Raw genomic sequence first — 19,403 nt, 5'->3', positions numbered from 1 at the left:
ACCGCCCCGCAGGCCCCGCCGGAAGGACCCCCCGTGGACGCCGACACCCGCACCGAGACCGACTCGCTCGGCCCGCTCGACATCCCGGCCGACGCCTACTGGGGCATCCACACCGCGCGGGCACTGGACAACTTCCCGATCTCCAAGCGCCCGATCTCGATCTACCCGGACCTCGTCCGGGCTCTCGCCACCGTCAAGCTCGCCGCCGCCCGGGCGAACACCGAGATCGGCAGCCTCGCGCCGGCCAAGGCCGAGCTGATCGAGCAGGCCTGCCGCCGCATCATCGACGGCGAGTTCCACGACCAGTTCGTGGTCGGCGTGATCCAGGGCGGCGCGGGCACCTCGACCAACATGAACGCGAACGAGGTCGTCGCCAACGTCGCCCTCGAGATCGCCGGACGGCCGAAGGGCGACTACGCCTTCCTGCACCCGCTCGACGACGTGAACCGCAGCCAGTCGACGAACGATGTGTACCCGACGTCGATCAAGATCGCGATGACCTGGTCGCTGCGCCGTCTGCTCGACGAGCTCGCGCTGCTCCAGGCCTCGTTCTCGCGGAAGGCCGTCGAGTTCGGCAGTGTCCTCAAGGTCGGCCGCACCCAGCTGCAGGACGCGGTGCCGATGACGCTCGGTCAGGAGTTCCACGGCTTCGCCACGACCCTGGGTGAGGACCACGCGCGCCTGTCCGAGACGATCTGGCTGCTCGCCGAGGTCAACATCGGCGCGACGGCGATCGGCACCGGCATCACCGCCGACCCGCGCTACGGCGCCGCCGCGGTCCGCCACCTCAACGAGCTCACCGACCTCGACCTCGAGATGGCGCAGGACCTCGTCGAGGCCACCAGCGACACCGGCGTCTTCATGTCGTTCTCGAGCGCGCTGAAGCGCTCGGCGATCAAGCTGTCGAAGATCTGCAACGACCTGCGCCTGCTCTCCTCCGGTCCGCAGGCCGGCTTCGGCGAGATCAACCTCCCGCCGCGCCAGGCGGGCTCCAGCATCATGCCCGGGAAGGTGAACCCGGTGATCCCGGAGGTGGTGAATCAGGTCGCCTACTCGGTGGCGGGGGCCGACGTCACCGTGACGATGGCCGCCGAGGCCGGTCAGCTGCAGCTGAACGCGTTCGAGCCGGTCATCGCGCACTCGCTCCTGCAGAGCATCACCTGGATGACCCAGGCCTGCCTCACCCTGCGGATCAACTGCATCGACGGCATCACCGCGAACATCGACCGCCTGGAGGCGATGGTCGCCTCCTCGGTGGGAGTCGTGACCGCGCTGACCCCGAGCATCGGCTACACCGCCTCCGCTGCCCTCGCGAAGGCGGCGCTCGCGACCGGCCGCAACGTCGCCGACCTCGTCGTCGAGGCCGGCCTGATGTCCCGCGACGAGGTCCTGCGCCTCATCTCGCCGGCCCGCCTCTCCGGCATCGAGGCGATGACGGCGTCCCTCCCGATCATCGAGCCCCCCACGGAATAGCCCGGCCTCCTCCCTCCGCGAGATGCCACTTGTGCACGCGTTTCTCGGCGTGTCGCGTACCCAAGTGGCATCTCGCGGGGATCTGCTGCGCGAGCAACTGCCGAGGCGCATCACCCGGGCGGGTCGCACTCAGCGGTGGTCCGTCGTGGCCCGCTCGTCGCGAGATGCCACTTGTGTACGTCCTCAGCGGCGTGTCGCGTACTCAAGTGGCATCTCGCGGCGAGGTGGAGGGCGGCGTAGCTGCGCCAGGGGGCCCAGGGGCGGGCGGCCGCGGTGAGGGCTCCAGGGGTCGACGGGAGGCCGAGCGCGGCGGCGCCGGCGCGCACGGCGCGGTCGCCGGCCGGCAGGACGTCCGGGTCGCCGGTGATCCGCGCCGCGACGGAGCCGGCGGTCGCCGGGTCGATGCCGTCGACAGCGAGCAGGCGCTCCATCAGGTCCTCGCGCGGCAGGCCCGCGTCCAGGCGCAGGGTGCCGTCCGCGAGGAGGGCGGCGACCCGGCGCAGGGTCTCGACCCGACGGGCGGGGCCGTGCAGCAGGTCCGCACCGCTCGCCGCGATCGCCGCGGGTGACGGGAACGCGCGGGTGACGCCGCCGGTCGCGAGGGCGGCGGGCAGCGGCTCGCCGAGTGCCGCCACCAACCGGGTCAGTGCCCAGCGTGCGGCGGCAGCCGTGACGCCCCGCCCGATCAGCGTGCGGAGCAGAGTCTCGGCCGGATCAACGGAGCCAGGCAGGCGGATCCCCGGCGTCGCGGCGACGAGCGGCGCCAGCACGGCATCCGCGCCCAGCGCCTCGTCGATCGCGGCGGAATCGGCGTCGAGGTCGAGCAGTCGGCGCACCCGCGCGACCAGGGGGCCGACATCGGCCACCGAGGCCAGCGTCGCCGTGCAGCGGACCGCGTCGCCGTCCTGCTCGAGCCGCGCGATCGCCGGGCCTCCGGGAAGCGCGAGCGAGCGGGAGTACCGGCCCGGCCCGGCCTCCTCCAATCCCGGCACCGCGTCGGCGCCGAGGACCGCGAGCACCCCCGGATCGAACGGCGCGCGCACGGCGAGCCGAAGCGCGAGCGTCGTCGCGCCCGCGTGCACGGCCGCCTCCGACCGGGCTCCCCGGGCCGAGGCGCGCAGGGCGCTCGGGCTGCGCTCATACACCTCCTGGATCGTCGCGTTGAACTGCCGGATGCTCGCGAATCCTGCGGCGAACGCCACCTCCGACACCGGTAGCTCCGTCCCGGTGAGCAGCAGCCGGGCGGTCTGCGCCCGCTGCGCACGGGCGAGGGCGAGCGGCGGCGCGCCCAGCTCGACGCGCAGGATCCGCCCGAGCTGGCGTGCGCCGTAGCCGAGCCGCCCCGCCAGCCCCTCGACGCCCTCGCGGTCGACCACGCCGTCGCCGATCAGCCGCATCGCGCGGGCCGCGGTGTCGTCGCGCAGGTTCCACTCCGGGGACCCGGGCACCGCGTCGGGGAGGCATCGCTTGCAGGCGCGCAGCCCCGCCTCGTGCGCGGCCGCCGCGGTCGGGTAGAACCGGACGTTCCCGGGCCGTGGCGTCGTGGCGGGACAGCTCGGCCGGCAGTAGATGCCGGTCGAGTGCACCCCGGTGATGAAGCGGCCATCGAAGCGCGAGTCGCGCGAGGCGACCGCGCGGTAGCGCTCCTCGAACAGCGGATCCTCGACCATGCTCCGAGACTGGCACGCCCTGCGGCCGGAGGATCGCGGGAATCGGACACGGCCCCGCGCGGTGCGCCGCCCGCCACGTGCACGACGGAGCCGCTTCGCGACTCGGTGGTGAGGGAGAGGACGCGGCGGCATCCCGTTCATGCTGGTCGAGTAGCCCGGAGGGGCGTATCGAGACCCGCTGTCGTCAGCAGGGCTGATGTGCGGACTCGTCCTTCTGGCGGTGGTGGATCTCGATACGCCCGCTGCGCGGGCTACTCGATCGCATGGGGGCGCCCCCGCACCGACGAGGTCATGCTGGTCGAGTAGCCCCGCAGGGGCGTATCGAGACCCTCCCACCCCAAGGACGTCGGTCTCTTCCCCGCCCTGCGCTGGCGCCGAAGGCGCCCCTCCGCTCGATACGCCCTCTGCGCGGGCTACTCGATCAGCATGTCCGGCCGCCCGCACCCGCTGTCAACCGCCGGGCCGCGCTCCCGCCGGTGCCCTACTCTCGGACCCCATGAGCGCCTACCCGCCGCCGGCCCCCGCCCGCCCCTCGATCGTCCCGACGGTGCTGGGCGCGATCGGCGTCGCGCTGCTGGGTGTCCTGCTGCTGCTGGTCCTCGCCTACGTCGTCTCCGGGCTCGGGGCGACCGCCGCCGGAATCTGCGCGGTCGTCGCCCTGGTGCCGCTGCTCGTCGTGCTGGCCGGTGTCCGCTGGGTCGACCGCTGGGAGCCGGAGGCGCCGCTCGGCCTCTGGTTCGCCTTCCTCTGGGGAGCGGCCGGCTCGGTGGCGATCGCGCTCCTGGTCGATCTCGGCGTGCAGATCGCGGTCTACGCCTCCGGCGCGCAGCCGAGCGAGTCGGACTTCGTCGGTGCCGTGATCCAGGCGCCGATCGTCGAGGAGTCGGCGAAGGGACTCGGCGTCCTGCTGATCCTGCTGATCTGGCGCCGCAGCTTCGACGGACCGGTCGACGGCATCGTCTACGCGGCGGTCGTCGCCTCCGGCTTCGCCTTCGTCGAGAACATCCTCTACTTCGGCAGCGCGCTGGTGGAGGGCGGCCTCGGCTCGCTCGCCGTCACCTTCTTCCTCCGCGGCGTGCTCTCGCCCTTCGCGCACGTACTCTTCACGTCCTGCTTCGGCGCGGCGCTGGGCTTCGCGATGAACCGCCCGCCGGCCGCCCGGCTGCCGATCGCGCTCCTCGGCCTCGCGCTCGCCGCGTTCCTGCACGCCCTCTGGAACGGCTCGTCGTTCCTCGTCTCCGACTGGTTCGGCTTCTACGGCGTGGTGCAGGTGCCGCTGTTCGTGGTCGCTGTGGTGGTCGTCGTGCTGCTGCGCCGGCAGGAGCGGCGGGTCACCCTCGCGCGGCTCGGCGACTACGCGGCGGCCGGCTGGCTCTCGCCGACCGAGGTGCGGATGATCGGCACCGCCGAGGGCCGCCGCACCGCACTGCGCTGGGCCCGGGTGGCCGGCGGCGACCGGCCCCGGGCGATGCGCGGCTTCCTCCGCTCCGCGACCCGGCTCGCGCACGTGCGCCAGCAGCAGCTCGCCGGGCGAGGCGGGCGCGCGGCCGCCGTCGACGAGCGCTTGCTGCTCGACGAGCTGGTCGCCCGCCGCTCAGCGCTCACCGGCGGCTGAGCCGTCCGGACCGAGGGATCAGCGGACTGCACGGTCCGCGAGAGGACAGGAGCAGCACATGACCCGCACCATCGAGATCGCGACCGCCGACGGCAAAATCCTCGTCGCCCACGACAGCGGCGACGAGGGCCGTCCGCTCCTCTGGCAGCACGGCTCCCCGCAGACCGGCGCGCTGCTCACCCCCGTCCTCGAGGCCGCCCGCGCCCGCGGACTCCGGCTCCTCTCCTACGCGCGCCCCGGCTACGGCGGCTCGACCGAGCGCCTGGGCCGCGACGTCGCCTCCGCGGCGGACGACGTCCACACCGTGCTCGACGCGCTGGGCCTCGACCGGATCCTCACCGCGGGCGCCTCCGGCGGCGGTCCGCACGCCCTGGCCTGCGCCGCACTGCTCGGCGACAGGGTCGACGGCGTCGCCGTCCTCGCCTCACCCGCTCCGTACGACGGCGACCCCGCCTGGTTCGACGGCATGGCCGCTCCGGGCGGCCTCGTCTCGGCGCGCGACGGCCGCGAGGCGCGGGCCCGCTTCGCCGAGACCGACGAGTTCGACCCCGAGTCGTTCGTGGCGGCCGACTACGCGGCCCTCGAGGGGGAGTGGGCGGCCCTCGGCGAGGACGTCGCGCGCTCGGAGAAATGGGGCGACGGCGGCCTCATCGACGACGACGTCGCCTTCGCCGCGCCCTGGGGAGTCGACCTCGCGGCGATCCGGTGCCCGGTCGTGCTCGTGCAGGGCGGGCTCGACCGGGTGATCCCGGCGCAGCACGCCCGACGGCTCCGGGCGCTGCTCCCGGCCGCCGAGCTGATCGAGCACCCCGACGACGGCCACGTCTCGGTGCTGCGCCGGCTGCCGGAGGCGCTCGACCACCTGATCGCCCTCAGCTGACGCCGCTCTCCGCGGTCGAGCGCGCCCGTCAGCGCTGCTGCACCGCCGCGACCTCCGCGACAGGGGCCGCCTCGGCGTCGCGCCGCTCCGCGAGGCGGCGCCGCAGATCGACCACGGCGACGACCCCGGAGCCGAGGGCGAGGACCGCCACGGCCGGCGCGACCAGGTCGATCGCCGCCTCCAGCCCCAGCGCCGTCGCCACGGCCCCGGCCGCGACGGCCGTGATCGCCTGGACCAGGTAGCTCAGGAGGTACACGGCCGAGATCATCGAGCCGCGGTGCTCGGCCGGAGCCGCCTGCCCGACCAGCGCGAGCCCGCCCGAGAAGCTGAGCGAGTAGCCGACGCCGCCGACGATCATGAAGGCGACGAACAGCACGAGCGAGCCGCTCGCCGCCGTCCACTCCATCAGCGCGAGCCCGGCTATCGCGACGACGGCGCCGACGATGATCGCGAGGTGCGCGTGCACGCGCTGGATCGCCAGCGCGGTGAGCCCGATCACGATCGACGAGAGCGCCAGCACCGAGCCGATCACGAGCAGGTCGGTCGTGCCGGTCAGCTCCCGCGCCATCTGCGCGCCGAGCGAGAGCACGAGGGCGCCGACCGCGTAGGCGACCGAGACGGCGAGGGTCGCACCGGCGTACGCCCTCCGGAGGCCGACCGGCACGGAGGGGAGGTGCGGCCGCCAGCGGGCGCCGGCGACCGGGCGGTCGTCACGGCCGAGGGCCAGCAGGACGAGGGTGACCGCGCCGACCAGCGCCAGGACCCAGTAGCTCAGCTGCAGCGGCAGCGGCGCGTACTGCGCGAGCGCGCCCGAGAGCAGCAGGGAGAGGGTGAGCCCCGCGGCGGTCGACACGGTCGTCAGCGAGGAGGGCAGGCGCGGATTGGCGGACACGTTGTTGTCCACGAGGGAGGCGCTCGCCGCACTGAGCGCCAGCGCGGTCCCGACGCCCTGCATCGCCCGGCCGACGTAGAGCAGCGCGACGCCGTCCGCGAGCGAGAACACGACCGCCGAGACCGCGATCAGCGCGATGCCCAGCAGCATCGTCCGCCGCCGCCCGATCACGTCGGACAGTCCGCCGACCAGGAGCAGCGCGAGCAGCAGCGCGACGGGGTAGGCGCCGAAGACCGAGGTGATGACGACGGGGGAGAGGCCCCACTCCTGGGCGTAGCTCGGGTAGAGCACGGAGGGGGCGCCGCTGGACCAGAGGCAGAGCGCCAGCACGAGCGTCGAGACCCAGAAGGCGCCTCGCCGCCCGAAGCGCGCGGAAGGGCGGACGAGGGTGCTGGGAGTCGGCATGGAGGTCACGCTAGCGCCCTGGCTTGGAATGTCCAAGCGAGGTGCCCCGGCGATATCCTCGTAGCGTGTCCACCGCCCCCCGCCCCGTCGAGAGCAGCCCCGTCGGCGTCGACGACGACCGGGCCGAGCGCTGCTCGGTCGCCCGGTCGCTCGAGCTGCTCGGCGAGCGCTGGAGCCTCCTGATCGTCCGCGAGGCGCTCCGCGGGGCGAGCACCTACTCGGAGTTCCGCGAGCGGCTCGGAGTGCCGAGCGACGTGCTCTCGGCGCGGCTGCGCACCCTGACCGAGGCCGGGATCTTCGAGAAGGTGCCCTACCGGCCGGAGGGCTCGCGCGAGCGCTCGCGCTACGAGCTCACCGAGCAGGGCCGGGCGCTCAAGCTCGTCCTCGTCGCGCTCGCCCAGTGGGGCGACGAGAACCGCCCGGCCCCGCACGGCGCGGCCTCCCTCGCCGCCGACGCGGACTCTGGGGAGCGGCTCGCGCTCGCCTTCGTCGACCGGGAGGGGCGCCGGTCGTCGATAGACCGCGTCCGGATCGTGCCGGGTCCGGCCGCGCGCACGACGTGGGAGAGTCTCTGACCCGAGGCCGGCGCCCTCCGCGGGAGCGGGCGGGCGGCGGCCTCAGTCGGCGGCCTCAGTCGGCGCGCAGCACCCGGCGCTCGCCGGCGGTCACCGCGACGCCGAGGCGGTTCTGCGCGGGCGGCAGCGGGCAGTTGTAGTGCGGCGAGAACCCGCACGGCGGGATGTAGGCGCGGTTGAAGTCGAGCAGCACCGGGCCGGGCGTGCCGGCGTCGGCCGCTCCGCCGAGGCGCTGCACGACCAGGAACCGGCCGACCGGGTAGCTCTTCAGCGCCGGGTCGTCGCTGCGGTTGGTCGGGTCGCCGAACGGGACGAGCAGGGTGCCGCCGTCGTCGAACGCGGCCACCGTGTACTCGTGCGCCCTCCCGTCGTCGACGAGGGAGAAGGTGATGTCGCCGGGCACGACCAGGTCGCGGGTCGCGCCGTTGTCGCGGAGGTGCTCGAACGGGATCGTCCGCGCGTCGTCGACCGGCTCGAACCAGGCCTCGAGCACCCAGGCGGCGTCGAAGGGGAAGGTCTCGATCGCGTCGAACGAGCGGATGCCCTCGGAGGCCGCGTCCCAGACGCGGTAGCCGTACTCCTCCTCGCCGGTGTCCAGGCTCGCGCGGCGCATCCGGGTGAGCGTCGCGGTCGGCCCGTAGCCGGCCAGCGCGGCCTCGTCGTCGACGCTCTCGCCCGGCTCGAGCCAGCGGGTCTCGACCAGGGCGAGGTCGCCGCGCGGGCCGGTGACCCGCTCGGCGCGGCGCGCGAGCCACGACTCCCAGCCGGCGCGGGCCGACTCGGTCGTGTCGATCGAGGCGCGGGAGGGGGCGGTGACAGTGCTGCTCGTCGAAGGCATGCACCCTGCAACGCGGGGGCGGCCGCTTCTCTTCCCGAGGGAGCCGAGGGGATCGACGGCCGCAGATGAGACGGCTCTCATCTTCGTCTCACACCCGGCTTACGCCCCGTCGGGAGGCTGTGAGCACGGGTCGAGGATCCGCCACGGCCACCGGGCCGTGCTCACCGCCTCCGAGGGGAACGCCATGGTCATCCGCATCGCCCTGTACTCGCACGACTCGGTGGGGCTCGGCCACGTGCGGCGCAACGTCGCCCTCGCGCACGCCCTGAACACCGCGCTGCCGGAGCTGCTCGGCGAGGAGGTGACCGGCCTGCTGGTGACGGGTCAGTCCTCCGCCACCGCGTTCACCGCCCCCGACGGCTGGGACTGGCTCGCCCTCCCCGGCGTCACCACCGGCGACCAGGGCTACCGTTCGCGCCACCTCGACGTCGAGCTGCGCACCCTGACGAGCCTGCGCGGCGACGTGGTCCGCGCCGGTCTCGCCGCCTTCGCCCCCGACCTGGTGATCGTCGACCGGCACGCGTTCGGCGTGCAGGGCGAGCTCGAGCCGGCGCTGCGGGCCGTCCGCGCGGCGAACCCCGCCGCGGTCGTGGTGCTCGGGCTGCGCGACGTGCTCGACCGCCGCTCCGCGACCTCGGCCGAGTGGAAGGCGATCGGCGGGGCCGGCGCCGTCCGCGAGCTGTACGACGCCGTCTGGGTCTACGGCGACCCGGCCGTGCACGATCCTGCGGCCACTGGCGAGATCCCGCGCGGGCTGCACGACCTCGTCGCGCACACCGGCTTCCTCGCGAACGGCCGGCTCGGCGCCGGTCACTCCGTGGTCGAGGAGCCCTTCGTCCTCACCACGGTCGGCGGCGGCTCCGACGGCCGCGCGATCGCCGAGGCGGCGGTGGCGGCCGAGGTGCCGGCCGGCTACCGCCACGTCGTCGTCACCGGACCGCAGATGCCGGCCGAGCACCGGCGGGCGATCCGCGCCGCCGCCGGCCCCGCGACCACGGTGGTCCGCTCGGTCCCGGACGCGCTCGCGCTGCTGCGCCGGGCCTCCGCCGTCGTGAGCATGGGCGGCTACAACACGGTCTGCGAGGTGATGAGCACCACGGTGCCGGCCCTGATCGTGCCGCGCTCGCACCGCCGCCAGGAGCAGCGGCTGCGGGCGGAGGCGCTCGAGGCCCGCGGCGCCGTCGAGGTCCTCGCGCCCGCCGAGGTCAGCGCCGAGCGGCTCGGCGCCTGGTTCGCGGCGAGGGTCGGCACCGAGGTGCAGCGCACGGGGATCGACCTCGACGGTCTCGCCGCCGTCGGCCCGCTCGCCGCCCGCCTCGTCACTGCCGCCCGCGGCACCGCGGTCGAGGAGGCGGACCGTGCCGTCTGACGCCCCGGCCACCACCCCGCCCGCTGCCCCCGTCCCGTCCGCCACCGCCTCCGGAGGAGCCCCGATGTCCCGCACCGCCTACGTCCTCAAGGTCTACCCGCGCTTCTCCGAGACCTTCGTCGTCTCCGAGATCCTGGCCCGCGAGGCCGCGGGAGAGGACCTGGTGATCTTCTCGCTGCGCGCGCCCGACGACCCGCGGTTCCACCCCGAGCTCGCCCGGGTGAGCGCCCCTGTGCGCTACCTCGACAAGCCGGTCAAGGCGTCCGCCCTCTGGCAGGGCCTGCGGGCCGCCGAGCAGTCGCCCGAGCTGCTCGCCGCCGTCGGCCGGCTGCTGCCGGAGCTGCTGCGCGCGAGCCCGGAGGATGCGGCGCAGGCCGTGCAGCTCGCCGCCGCCGTGCAGCGCGAGGGCGTCACGCACCTGCACGCGCACTTCGCGTCGAGCGCCACCACGGTCGCCCGGCTCGCGTCGCTGCTGACCGGAGTGCCCTACTCCTTCACCGCGCACGCCAAGGACCTCTTCCACGAGTCCGTCGACGCCGCGGACCTGGAGCGCAAGCTCGCCGACGCTCGGTTCGCCGTGACGGTCAGCGACTACAACGTGCTGCACCTCGCCGCGCGCTTCCCGGCCGCGTCCGCCCGGGTGCACCGGGTCTACAACGGGCTGGAGCTCGACCGCTTCGCCTTCTCGCCGCGCCCCGAGCGCACCGGCGTGCTCCGGGTCGCCGCGGTCGGCCGGCTGGTCGAGAAGAAGGGCTTCTCGGTGCTCGTCGACGCCGTCGCGATGCTCGCGCTCGGGGGGACCGCCGTCGAGGTCAAGATCGCCGGCGGAGGCGAGCTGCACGACGCTCTCGCCGAGCGGATCCGCGCCGCCGGCCTCGACGGGAGCGTCCGGCTCCTCGGCCCGGTGCCGCAGAACGAGGTCGCGGAGCTGCTGCGCCGCGCCGACGTCTTCGTCGCCCCCTGCGTGGTCGGCGCCGACGGCAACGCCGACGGTCTGCCGACCGTGCTGCTGGAGGCGATGGCCACCGGGGTGCCCTGCATCTCGACCGCGGTCACCGGGATTCCCGAGGTGATCCGCGACGGCGACACCGGCGTCCTCTGCCGCCCGGGCCGCGCGGACGACCTCGCCCGCGCGCTCCAGCGGGTGGCGGATCCCGCCTTCGACACCGCCGGGACCGCCGCCCGTGCCCGCGCGCTGGTGGAGCGCGAGTTCGACTCCCGCGGGCAGGCGCGCACGCTCGCCGCGCTGACCCTCGCGGCGACCGCGCCCGCCCACCTCGCGGCGGAGGTGGCGTGATGCGCGTCGCCTTCGTCTGCGCGGACCCCGGCGTGCCGGTCTTCGGCCGCAAGGGCTCCTCCGTCCACGCCCAGGAGATCCTGCGCGCCTACCGCGCGCGCGGCGACGAGGTGCGCGTCTACTGCGCCCGGGCCGGCGACAGCGTCCCCGCCGATCTGCAGGACGTCGAGGTGCTCGAGCACCGCACCCGCGTGCAGGACCCGGCCGAGCGCGAGCGCGCCGTGGCCGAGGCGGCCGCGCACCTCGCCGAGGCGGTCGTGCTCGACGGCTGCGACCTCGTGCACGAGCGCTACTCCCTCTTCAGCCGCGCCTCCGCCCTGGTCTCGCGCGCCCTCGGCGTGCCCGCGGTGCTCGAGGTGAACGCGCCCCTGATCGACGAGCAGCGCGAGCACCGCGTCCTCGTCGACGAGGCGGGGGCGGAGCGGGCGACCCGCGCGGTGCTGTCCTCGGCCGCGGCCGTCGCCTGCGTCTCCGAGCCCGTCGCCCGCTGGGCCGCCGAGCACGGTGCCGCCTCGCCGCTCGTCGCGCCCAACGGCGTCAACACGCGCCGCATCGTTCCCGGCCCGGCCCGCTCCGGCGACCCGCTCGTCGTCGGCTTCGTCGGCACGCTCAAGCCGTGGCACGGCGTCGGCGGCCTGGTCGACGCCGTCGCGCTGCTCGACCCCGAGCGCGTGCGGCTGCTCGTCGTCGGCGACGGCCCGGAGGGACCGGCCCTGCGCGAGCAGGCCGGTCGCCTCGGCCTCGACGTCGAGTTCACCGGCGCCGTCGCCCCGGAGGACATGCCCGCGCAGCTCGCCCGCCTCGACGTCGGCGTCGCTCCGTACCCGGCCCGCGAGGGCCAGGACTACTTCTCGCCGCTCAAGGTCTACGAGTACCTGGCCGCCGGTCTGCCTGTGATCGCCACCGGCGTCGGGCAGATCCCCGCGATCCTCCGGCACGGGGTCACCGGCCTCGTCGTCGAGCCGGGGCGGCCGGAGGCGCTCGCCGCGGCCGTCGCGGACCTCGCCGCCGACCCCGCCCGCCGCCGCGCGATGGGCGCGGCCGCCCGGGCCGACGCGGTCGCTGAGCACGACTGGTCGCGGGTGCTCGAGCGGATCCTCGCCGCCGTCCCCGTCGATCGTTCCGCGGTCACCGGCACCGAGGCCATGCGCACCGCGGGCATGAGCATCGACGGCATCCGCACCGGCACCACCACCGACAGCACCGAGGAGGCCGCCGCATGAGCCGCGCGAGCCGCAGCACCCCCGACCCCGGCGCCCTCCGCCGCAGCCTCGGCATCGTCCGCCCGCACCTGCGCGAGCACCGCCTCCTGATGCTCGGCGGCCTCGTCGCGCTGCTGGCCGAGGTGATCCTCCGGGTCCTCGAGCCGTGGCCGCTGAAGATCGTGATCGACAGCGTCAGCGCGAGCCTGGGCGCCACGGCCGGCGCCAACGCCGGCACCCCGCCCGCCACCATCGGCCTCCTCGTCGCCTGCGGCGCGATCCTGCTCGGCCTGGTCGGCCTGCGCGCGATCACCGCCTATCTCTCCACGATCGCCTTCGCGCTGGTCGGCTCGCGGGTCGCGACCGCGCTCCGCGCCCGCGTCTTCGCGCACGTGCAGGCCCTCTCGCTGCGGTACCACACGGTCTCCTCGGCCGGCGACACCGTGCAGCGGCTGGTCGGCGACATCGGCCGGCTGCAGGAGGTCGCGGTCACCGCCGGGCTCCCGCTGGTCGGCAATGTGATCACGCTGGTCGTCCTGACCGTCGTGATGCTGTGGCTGGATCCGCTGCTCACCCTGGTCGTGATCGGCGCGTCGATCGTCTACCTCGTCTCCTCGCGCCGCAGCTCCAGCTCGATCACCAGCGCCTCGCGCTCCACCCGCAAGGGTGAGGGCGCGCTGGCCGACACCGCCGCGCAGACCCTCGGGGCGATCCGCGTCGTTCAGGCCTACGGGCTGGAGAAGGAGGTGGGCGACGCGTTCGACCGCGGCAACGCGACGGCGCTGCACCAGGGAGTGAAGGCCCGGCGGCTCGCCGCCGCGCTCGAGCGCCGCACCGACGTCATCGTCGGCGTCGCGACCGCCCTCGTCCTGACCGGCGGCGGCTGGCGGGTGCTCGAGGGGCAGATGACCCCGGGCGACCTCGTCGTCTTCACGATGTACCTCAAGATCGCGATGCGACCGCTGAAGGACCTCGCGAAGTACACCGGCCGGATCGCGCGCGCCGCCGCCTCGGGCGAGCGGGTCGCCGACCTCCTCGACGAGGAGATCGAGGTGCACGACCGCCCGGGCGCGCGAGCGCTCGTGACCACGGCCGGCGCCGTCTCGTTCGAGGCGATCGGCGTGGACGACGGCTACGGCCGCCCGCTGTTCACCGACCTGTCGCTGCAGCTGCGCGGCGGCGAGAGCGTCTGCCTGCTCGGCGCCTCCGGAGCCGGCAAGTCGACGCTCGTGAGCCTGCTCGTGCGCGCCTCCGACCCGCGGAGCGGCCGCATCGCGATCGACGGGACGGATCTGCGCGACGCGACGCTCGCGAGCCTGCGCTCGAGCATCTCGCTGCTGCTGCAGGACTCGGTCCTCTTCGCCACGACGGTCCGCGAGAACATCCGCTACGGACGCCTCGACGCCACCGACGCCGAGGTGGAGGAGGCCGCCCGCCGCGCGAACGCGCTCGACTTCGTGCAGGCGCTGCCGCACGGCTTCGAGACCGTGCTCGGCGAGCGCGGCGGGACCCTCTCCGGCGGCCAGCGTCAGCGGATCGCCATCGCCCGCGCTCTGCTGCGCGACGCGCCGGTGGTCGTCCTCGACGAGGCGACGACCGGGCTCGATCCGGAGGCGCGTGCCCAGGTCGCGCAGTCGCTCGCCGAGCTCACCCGCGGCCGCACCACGATCTCGATCACCCACGACCCCGCCGCGATCGCGGGCGCCGACCGGCTGCTCTGGCTCGAGGACGGCCGCATCGTCGAGGACGGCTCGCCCGAGGAGCTGCTGGGCCGCGACTCCCGCGTCGCCGCCTGGTTCCACCGCGCCGCGGCGACCGAGCCCGGAGCGGAGGTGCGCGCATGAGCGCCCGCACCGGCGCCGGCGCGACCGCCGTCACGGAGGCGGCCGTCGCCGACCTCGCCCGCCGCGACCCGGCGCTGCCCGCCCTCGCCGAGCTGCTCGATCCCCGCCGACTCGCCGACGCCCTCGGCCACCCCTTGCGCGTCACCCGGCGGCGCTGGAAGCGGGCGGCCGACGTCGTGGTCGCCTTCGACGCGCCCGACGGCCCGGGCTGGATCGCCTCCTACGCCGACCCGGCCAAGCTCGCGAAGACCCGCGAGCGCGCCGCCCGCGTCGGCGTCGAGCTGCGCGAGCACCCGGCGCTCGCGGCCCTCAGCGGACCGGCTCACGCCGACCGCGAGCTCTCGCCGACTCTTCGGCGCCTGGAGCGGAGCGAGCCGGGGCTCCTCGAGCGGTCGCGCGTGCTCCGGCACAACCCGCACCGCCGGCTGGTCCTCGCGGACGGGTCGCGCGTGGTCAAGATCGTCCCCCGGGGAGCCGCGGCGGCGGTCGCCGAGGTCGCGCGCGTGCAGGCGGAGCTGGCCGCGCGGGGCGTGCCGGTGCTCGCGCCGACGGTGCTCGGCTCCGGAGCGGCCTCGACGCCGTGGTGGGGGGAGGGCGATCTGGCCGAACAGCCGTCGGCCGGCGCCGCCGAGGCCGCCGGCGCGGCACTCGCCCGGCTGCACGAGGTGCGCGGAGTGCGCGTGCCCGCCGGCTCCCGCGACGAGGTCGCCACGGCCGTCCGCGCGCTCGCCGACCTCGCCCCGGGCCTCGCTCCGCGCCTCGAGCGCCTGGTGGCGACCCTCGGCGCCCCCCGCGATGCGACGCCGGCGCGGTCCGTCGTCGTGCACGGCGACTTCTCCGCGGACCAGGTCCTCGTCGGCGACGGCGTCCGCCTGATCGACTTCGATCGGGTCCGCCTCGACGAGCCCGAGCGCGACCTCGGCGGGTTGCTCGCGGCCGAGGCCCCCGGCTCCGCCCTCGCGGAAGCGCTTCTCGAGGCCTACCGGGCCGCCGGCGGTGCCGTCGACGAGGCGGCGCTGCGCCGCCGCACCGCCTCGGGCGTGCTGCTGCGCGCGGTCGAGCCCTTCCGCACCGCGTTGCCGGACTGGCGCGAGCGCCTCGACGACGCCGTCACCCGTGCCGAGGAGGTGCTCGGATGCTGAGCGCCCCGGACCTGCCGAGCCCGCTGAGCGCGGCGCCCGCCGTCCCCGCCGAGGTCGTCGAGGACGCCGTGACGTGGACCGTCTCGCGCGCCTGGCCGTCCCTCGACGGAGCGGATCTCGAGGCCCTGAGTGCGGACTCGCCGGAGGTGCGCGCCGGCCGCTGGACCCCCGAGCGCGGTGTCGAGCTGCTCCCCGCCGGCACCGACCGCCGGCTCCCGGCGCTCGCGCACGCCCGCCGCGAGGGCGCCGTGATCGTGCACCGGCCCGGTCGCCGAGCCGTGGTGCGCGCCGCGGACGGCGGCAGCTTCCTCAAGGTCCTCCGCCCGCAGGCCGCCCCCGCGGTGCTCGCCGCCCACCGGAGCGCCGAGGCCTTCGCGGCGGGCTTCGCTCTGCCGCGGGTGCTGGAGCGACCGGACGACCCGGAGGGACTCGTCCGCTTCTCGGCGCTGCCCGGACGCACCGTGCTCGAGGTCGGCTCCGACCCGCGGACCACCGCCGAGCAGTGGTCCGCGCTCTGGGAGCGCTGGGCCGAGGGCTGGGCGCTCCTGCCCGCGGCGCCGGCCGAGCTGCCCGAGCACGGGCCGGAGGCGGAGGCCGCCGTCGTCGCGCGCTGGGCCGCCCACGCCGCACCGCTGCTCCTCCGCGGCCTGCGAGCCGAGATGCTCGCCGCCGCCGAGCGGGTAGGGGAGTCGCTCCTCGCGGGGCCCGTCGAGCCGCTCGTGCTCGCCCATCGCGACCTGCACGACAAGCAGCTGCTGGTCGCGGAGGGCGGGCTCGCCCTGCTCGACCTCGACACCGCCGCGCGGGCCGAGGCGGCGCTCGACCTCGGCAACCTGCGGGCGCACCTGCGGCTGCGCACCGCGCAGGGCCTGCTGCCCGCAGATCTCGCGGCCCGGGCCACCGCGGTCGTCGACCGCGCTGCCGAGCACGCGGGCGCCTCGCCCGGGCGCCTCGCCGCCTCCGAGACCGCGGCCCGGTTCCGGCTCGGCTGCCTTTACCTCTTCCGCCCGGCCTGGCGTGCGCCGGCCGCCCGGTCCCTCGCCCGCCTCTCAGGAAGGATCCTCGCCGCATGAGAAAATCACCAGGAAACCCGTTCCGCCGCCCCGATCCCGACACGACCGGTCAGGAGACGCCGATGCCCCGCCGTGGTCCCGTCCTGCTCGCCGCCGCAGCGGCCCTCTGCCTGGCCGCGATCGCCGGGGGAGTCGTCACCGTCGCGAGCGCGCTGCAGCAGCCTCCGCAGGTCACCGAGATCGGCTCGACGCCCGTCGTCGGACCGAGCCGGGCCCCCGGTGCCGGCGAGACTTCGGACGCCGACCCGTCGAGCAACGATCCGGCCGGCGCCGATCCCGCCGCGACCGATCCCGCCGCCGTGGACCCCGCCGCCACGACCGCGCCCGCGGCCCCGGCCGCACCGGCCCCGCAGAGCCCGCCCGCCGAGCAGGGCGCCGGCACCGCCCCCGTCCCGGTCGTGCCGGTCCCGGCGCCCGTGCCGGCCGACGGGGACGACGACGGCGACGACGAGGACGCCGACGACCCGGACGACGACGTCGACGACGACACGGACGACTGACGACGGCGCGGGTCCGGAGCCGCTCGACCTGCGCCGACTCGGCGCGTCGCCGCCTCAGCCCACCATCCGGTAGCCCATGCCGCGCACCGTCTCGATCCGCTCGGCCCCGATCTTGCCGCGCAGGTACCGCACGTAGACGTCGACGACGTTCGAGCCCGGATCGAAGTCGAACCCCCAGACCCGGCTCAGCAGCTGCTCGCGGCTGAGCACCTGCTCCGGGTGGCGGAGGAACTCCTCCGCCAGCGCGAACTCGCGCGCCGAGAGGTCGAGCGTGCTGCCCTCGACCGTCGCCCGCCGCGAGCGCAGATCGAGGGTGACGCCGCCGTGCACGAGGACGCCGTCGTCCTCGGCAGAGCCCGAGCCGGCGGCCGCCGCATCGCGCAGCCGCACCCGGATCCGCGCGAGCAGCTCGTCGAAGCGGAACGGCTTCGCGAGGTAGTCGTTCGCACCCAGGTCGAGCCCCTCGACCGTGTCGGCGACGGAGCTGCGCGCCGTCAGCATGATCACCGGCAGCGTCGCCCCCTCCGCCCGCAGCGCGCGCAGCACCGCGAAGCCGTCCATGCCGGGCAGGCCGACGTCCAGCAGCACGAGGTCGAACCCGCCGCTGCGCAGGTAGGCGAGCGCGTCGTCCCCGCGGGCCGCCAGCGTCGTCGTGTAGCCGGCCGAGCGCAGGCCCTTCTCGACGAAGGCGGCGATCCGCTCCTCGTCCTCGGCGATGAGGATGGTGCTCACTGTGCTCGTCCTCTCGGGGGAACGTCGGTCGATTCGTCGTCGGCGGGGGAGCGCCGCTCGAGGGGGAGCGAGAGCGCGAAGCGGGTGCCGCGCCCGGGGACGGAGTCGAGCTCGACCCGGCCGCCGTGCGCGCGGGCGATCGCCGAGACGATCGCGAGGCCGAGTCCGGAGCCGCGGATGCCTCGCCCGTCGTCGACGCGGCCGAAGCGCTCGAAGATCCGCTCGCGCGCCGCGGCGGGGATCCCGGGCCCCTCGTCGGTGACGAACAGCTCGACCCGGTCGCCGCGCCGCTCGCTGCCGAGCACGACGGTCGAGCCCTCGGGGCTGTACTTCGCCGCGTTGTCGGCCAGCTGCAGCCACGCCTGGGTGAGGCGCGCGGGATCCGCGTCCACCCGCACCTCGGCCACGGGCCCCGCCCGCCACTCGCGCCCGGGGATCACCGCGACCTTCGCCAGCACTTGCCGGGTGAGCTCGCCGACCTCGACCGGCTGCAGTGCCACGCGGTCCTCGCGCTCGGCCTCCGACAGCTCGGCGATGTCCTCCAGCAGGTGCCCCATCCGATCGAGCTCATCGAGCGCGATCACGCGGGTCGCCTCGACGTCGCTGGGATCCCGGGCGTCGACCAGCTCGAGGTGGCCCCGGACGATCGTGATCGGCGTGCCCAGCTCGTGCCGCACGTCCGCCAGCAGCCGCCGCTGCGCGTCGAACGACCCCTCGAGTCGCGCGATCATGTCGTTCACGGTGCGGGCGAGATCCGAGACGTCGTCGTCCCCGCCGACCGGGATCCGCTCGCCGAGGTCGGTCGCCGTGATCCGGGAGGCGGTGCGCCGCAGCTCGCGGATCGGGGAGAGCAGGCGGCCCGCGACGAACCAGCCGACGAGTCCCGTCGCCGCGAGTGCCACGACGGCGATCACGGCGTAGCTCCGCGAGACGTCGGCGAGGTCGGAGAGCCGGGCGTCGGTGTCGACGGCCGTCACGAACACGCCGGCCGAGTCGGAGCCCTCGACGCGCAGCGGCACCGCGGCGTAGCGGAGCGTCCCGTCCTCCGTCTCGCCCCAGCCGAGCACCGTCGCGCCCGCCGCCGTCTCGCCCGAGACGCGCGCGAGGAAGTCGGGGTCGTCGTCGAGCAGGAAGCTCAGGGCGTACGGCTGCGGCTCCCAGCGGGCGACGCCGTCGACCAGGCCCACGGTGCTCCCGTCCAGCCGCGGCAGGACCTGCCCGAGGACGGTGCGCAGCAGGGCGTCGATGTCGGTGAAGCCGGAGCCGTCCGTGGGAGCCGCGGTGAGCGGCGACTCGTCCGGCTCGGTCAGCGCTGCCTCGGCCGGCGACTCGACGATGGTGCGCACGCTCTCGACCTGCTGGCGCAGCTCCTCGTCGATCGAGGCGAGGATGCGGTCGCGCTGCAGCAGGAAGGACGCCCCGCCCGAGACCAGCAGCCCGAGCGCGGTGACGACCAGGATCGCCGCGAGGATCCGGAACCGCACGGAGCGCAGGCGGCGCACCGGGGCGGTCGCGGGCGTCGGAGTCATGCGGGCTCCCGGGGGCGTGGCCGTTCGCGGGCGGGCGGGCAGGAGCCCAGGGGCCCCGCGCTCATCCTCGCAGCAGTCCGGGTCGGTTCCTGAGCAGGCGCTCAGGACGACCCTGGGTGCCATCAGCGCGATCCGGCCGGTTAAAGACCTCGACGCCCTGCGGCAGCGGCAGGGCCGGCTGCTCTGACAGGGCGTCGAGCTCTTCTTGACCGACAGCATGCGCCTCTCCGCGGCCGTCCGCAAGAGGGCGTCGCCGTTCGCCCACGGCGAGGCGCGAGAAGCCCCGTCGCGCCGGTCGGCGCCCGCGCGGTCGTTAGACTGGACCGCCTGTTTTCGACGGTCCCCGGAGCGCATCCGCCTCCCGCCC

General features: G+C 75.5%; 16 protein-coding genes. 11 read left to right on the top strand and 5 right to left on the bottom strand.

Going from position 1 to position 19,403, the window contains the following annotated elements; all coding sequences use genetic code 11:
• Window positions 1–33 precede the first annotated feature (33 nt).
• Window positions 34–1,473 carry an aspartate ammonia-lyase gene (locus HQQ86_RS07970; RefSeq protein WP_367948653.1) on the top strand — a complete coding sequence of 480 codons (1,440 nt, stop codon included), beginning with the start codon at window positions 34–36 and terminating at the stop codon, window positions 1,471–1,473.
• A gap of 110 nt (window positions 1,474–1,583) precedes the next feature.
• Here HQQ86_RS07970 and HQQ86_RS07965 read toward each other — a convergent pair whose 3' ends face one another.
• Window positions 1,584–3,143, bottom strand: a complete 1,560-nt coding sequence (locus HQQ86_RS07965; protein ID WP_173287633.1) for an Ada metal-binding domain-containing protein — start codon at window positions 3,141–3,143, stop codon at window positions 1,584–1,586.
• A 496-nt stretch (window positions 3,144–3,639) separates the two neighbouring features.
• Between HQQ86_RS07965 and HQQ86_RS07960 the strand changes: the two genes are divergently transcribed.
• Window positions 3,640–4,758, top strand: a complete 1,119-nt coding sequence (locus HQQ86_RS07960; RefSeq protein ID WP_173287632.1) for a PrsW family intramembrane metalloprotease — start codon at window positions 3,640–3,642, stop codon at window positions 4,756–4,758.
• A gap of 58 nt (window positions 4,759–4,816) precedes the next feature.
• Window positions 4,817–5,638 (top strand): alpha/beta fold hydrolase, encoded by an 822-nt coding sequence (locus HQQ86_RS07955; RefSeq protein ID WP_173287631.1) that lies wholly within the window; start codon window positions 4,817–4,819, stop codon window positions 5,636–5,638.
• A gap of 28 nt (window positions 5,639–5,666) precedes the next feature.
• On the opposite strand, the gene HQQ86_RS07950 is transcribed toward HQQ86_RS07955, so the two are convergent.
• Window positions 5,667–6,935, bottom strand: coding sequence for an MFS transporter (locus HQQ86_RS07950; RefSeq protein WP_173287630.1), 1,269 nt, complete (start codon window positions 6,933–6,935; stop codon window positions 5,667–5,669).
• Between the two features lie 65 nt (window positions 6,936–7,000).
• On the opposite strand from HQQ86_RS07950, the gene HQQ86_RS07945 reads away from it, so the two are divergent.
• Window positions 7,001–7,510, top strand: a complete 510-nt coding sequence (locus HQQ86_RS07945; RefSeq protein ID WP_173287629.1) for a helix-turn-helix domain-containing protein — start codon at window positions 7,001–7,003, stop codon at window positions 7,508–7,510.
• Window positions 7,511–7,565: 55 nt separating this feature from the next.
• On the opposite strand, the gene HQQ86_RS07940 is transcribed toward HQQ86_RS07945, so the two are convergent.
• Complete coding sequence (locus HQQ86_RS07940; RefSeq protein ID WP_173287628.1) at window positions 7,566–8,348, bottom strand: DUF1684 domain-containing protein; 783 nt, start codon at window positions 8,346–8,348, stop codon at window positions 7,566–7,568.
• 184 nt (window positions 8,349–8,532) lie between these two features.
• Here HQQ86_RS07940 and HQQ86_RS07935 point away from each other — a divergent pair, with 184 nt between their 5' ends.
• From HQQ86_RS07935 to HQQ86_RS07905, 7 genes are all read left to right on the top strand, one after another.
• Window positions 8,533–9,717: a glycosyltransferase family protein gene (locus tag HQQ86_RS07935; protein ID WP_173287627.1), complete on the top strand. Its 1,185-nt coding sequence runs from the start codon at window positions 8,533–8,535 to the stop codon at window positions 9,715–9,717.
• Between the two features lie 64 nt (window positions 9,718–9,781).
• Complete coding sequence (locus tag HQQ86_RS07930) at window positions 9,782–11,014, top strand: glycosyltransferase (protein ID WP_173287626.1); 1,233 nt, start codon at window positions 9,782–9,784, stop codon at window positions 11,012–11,014.
• The gene (locus HQQ86_RS07925; RefSeq protein ID WP_173287625.1) at window positions 11,014–12,237 is read left to right on the top strand and encodes a glycosyltransferase family 4 protein; all 1,224 of its coding nucleotides are present in this window, start codon (window positions 11,014–11,016) and stop codon (window positions 12,235–12,237) included. The genes HQQ86_RS07930 and HQQ86_RS07925 overlap by 1 nt, the downstream gene beginning before the upstream one ends.
• Window positions 12,234–14,060: an ABC transporter ATP-binding protein gene (locus tag HQQ86_RS07920; protein WP_173287624.1), complete on the top strand. Its 1,827-nt coding sequence runs from the start codon at window positions 12,234–12,236 to the stop codon at window positions 14,058–14,060. Before HQQ86_RS07925 ends, HQQ86_RS07920 begins: the two co-directional genes overlap by 4 nt.
• Window positions 14,057–15,202, top strand: a complete 1,146-nt coding sequence (locus HQQ86_RS07915; RefSeq protein WP_173287623.1) for a phosphotransferase family protein — start codon at window positions 14,057–14,059, stop codon at window positions 15,200–15,202. The genes HQQ86_RS07920 and HQQ86_RS07915 overlap by 4 nt, the downstream gene beginning before the upstream one ends.
• Complete coding sequence (locus tag HQQ86_RS07910) at window positions 15,196–16,275, top strand: hypothetical protein (RefSeq protein ID WP_173287622.1); 1,080 nt, start codon at window positions 15,196–15,198, stop codon at window positions 16,273–16,275. Before HQQ86_RS07915 ends, HQQ86_RS07910 begins: the two co-directional genes overlap by 7 nt.
• Window positions 16,272–16,775 carry a hypothetical protein gene (locus HQQ86_RS07905; RefSeq protein ID WP_173287621.1) on the top strand — a complete coding sequence of 168 codons (504 nt, stop codon included), beginning with the start codon at window positions 16,272–16,274 and terminating at the stop codon, window positions 16,773–16,775. Before HQQ86_RS07910 ends, HQQ86_RS07905 begins: the two co-directional genes overlap by 4 nt.
• Window positions 16,776–16,829: 54 nt before the next feature.
• On the opposite strand, the gene HQQ86_RS07900 is transcribed toward HQQ86_RS07905, so the two are convergent.
• Window positions 16,830–17,507 carry a response regulator transcription factor gene (locus HQQ86_RS07900; RefSeq protein ID WP_173287620.1) on the bottom strand — a complete coding sequence of 226 codons (678 nt, stop codon included), beginning with the start codon at window positions 17,505–17,507 and terminating at the stop codon, window positions 16,830–16,832.
• Window positions 17,504–19,036: a HAMP domain-containing sensor histidine kinase gene (locus HQQ86_RS07895; protein WP_173287619.1), complete on the bottom strand. Its 1,533-nt coding sequence runs from the start codon at window positions 19,034–19,036 to the stop codon at window positions 17,504–17,506. Before HQQ86_RS07895 ends, HQQ86_RS07900 begins: the two co-directional genes overlap by 4 nt.
• Window positions 19,037–19,403: the final 367 nt, after the last annotated feature.

It is taken from the genome of Rathayibacter sp. VKM Ac-2857 (genome assembly GCF_013205025.1).
Classification (GTDB): Bacteria; Actinomycetota; Actinomycetes; order Actinomycetales; family Microbacteriaceae; genus Rathayibacter.
Note: the sequence above shows the minus strand (reverse complement) of the source record. Positions and strands in the feature narration are given on the sequence as shown.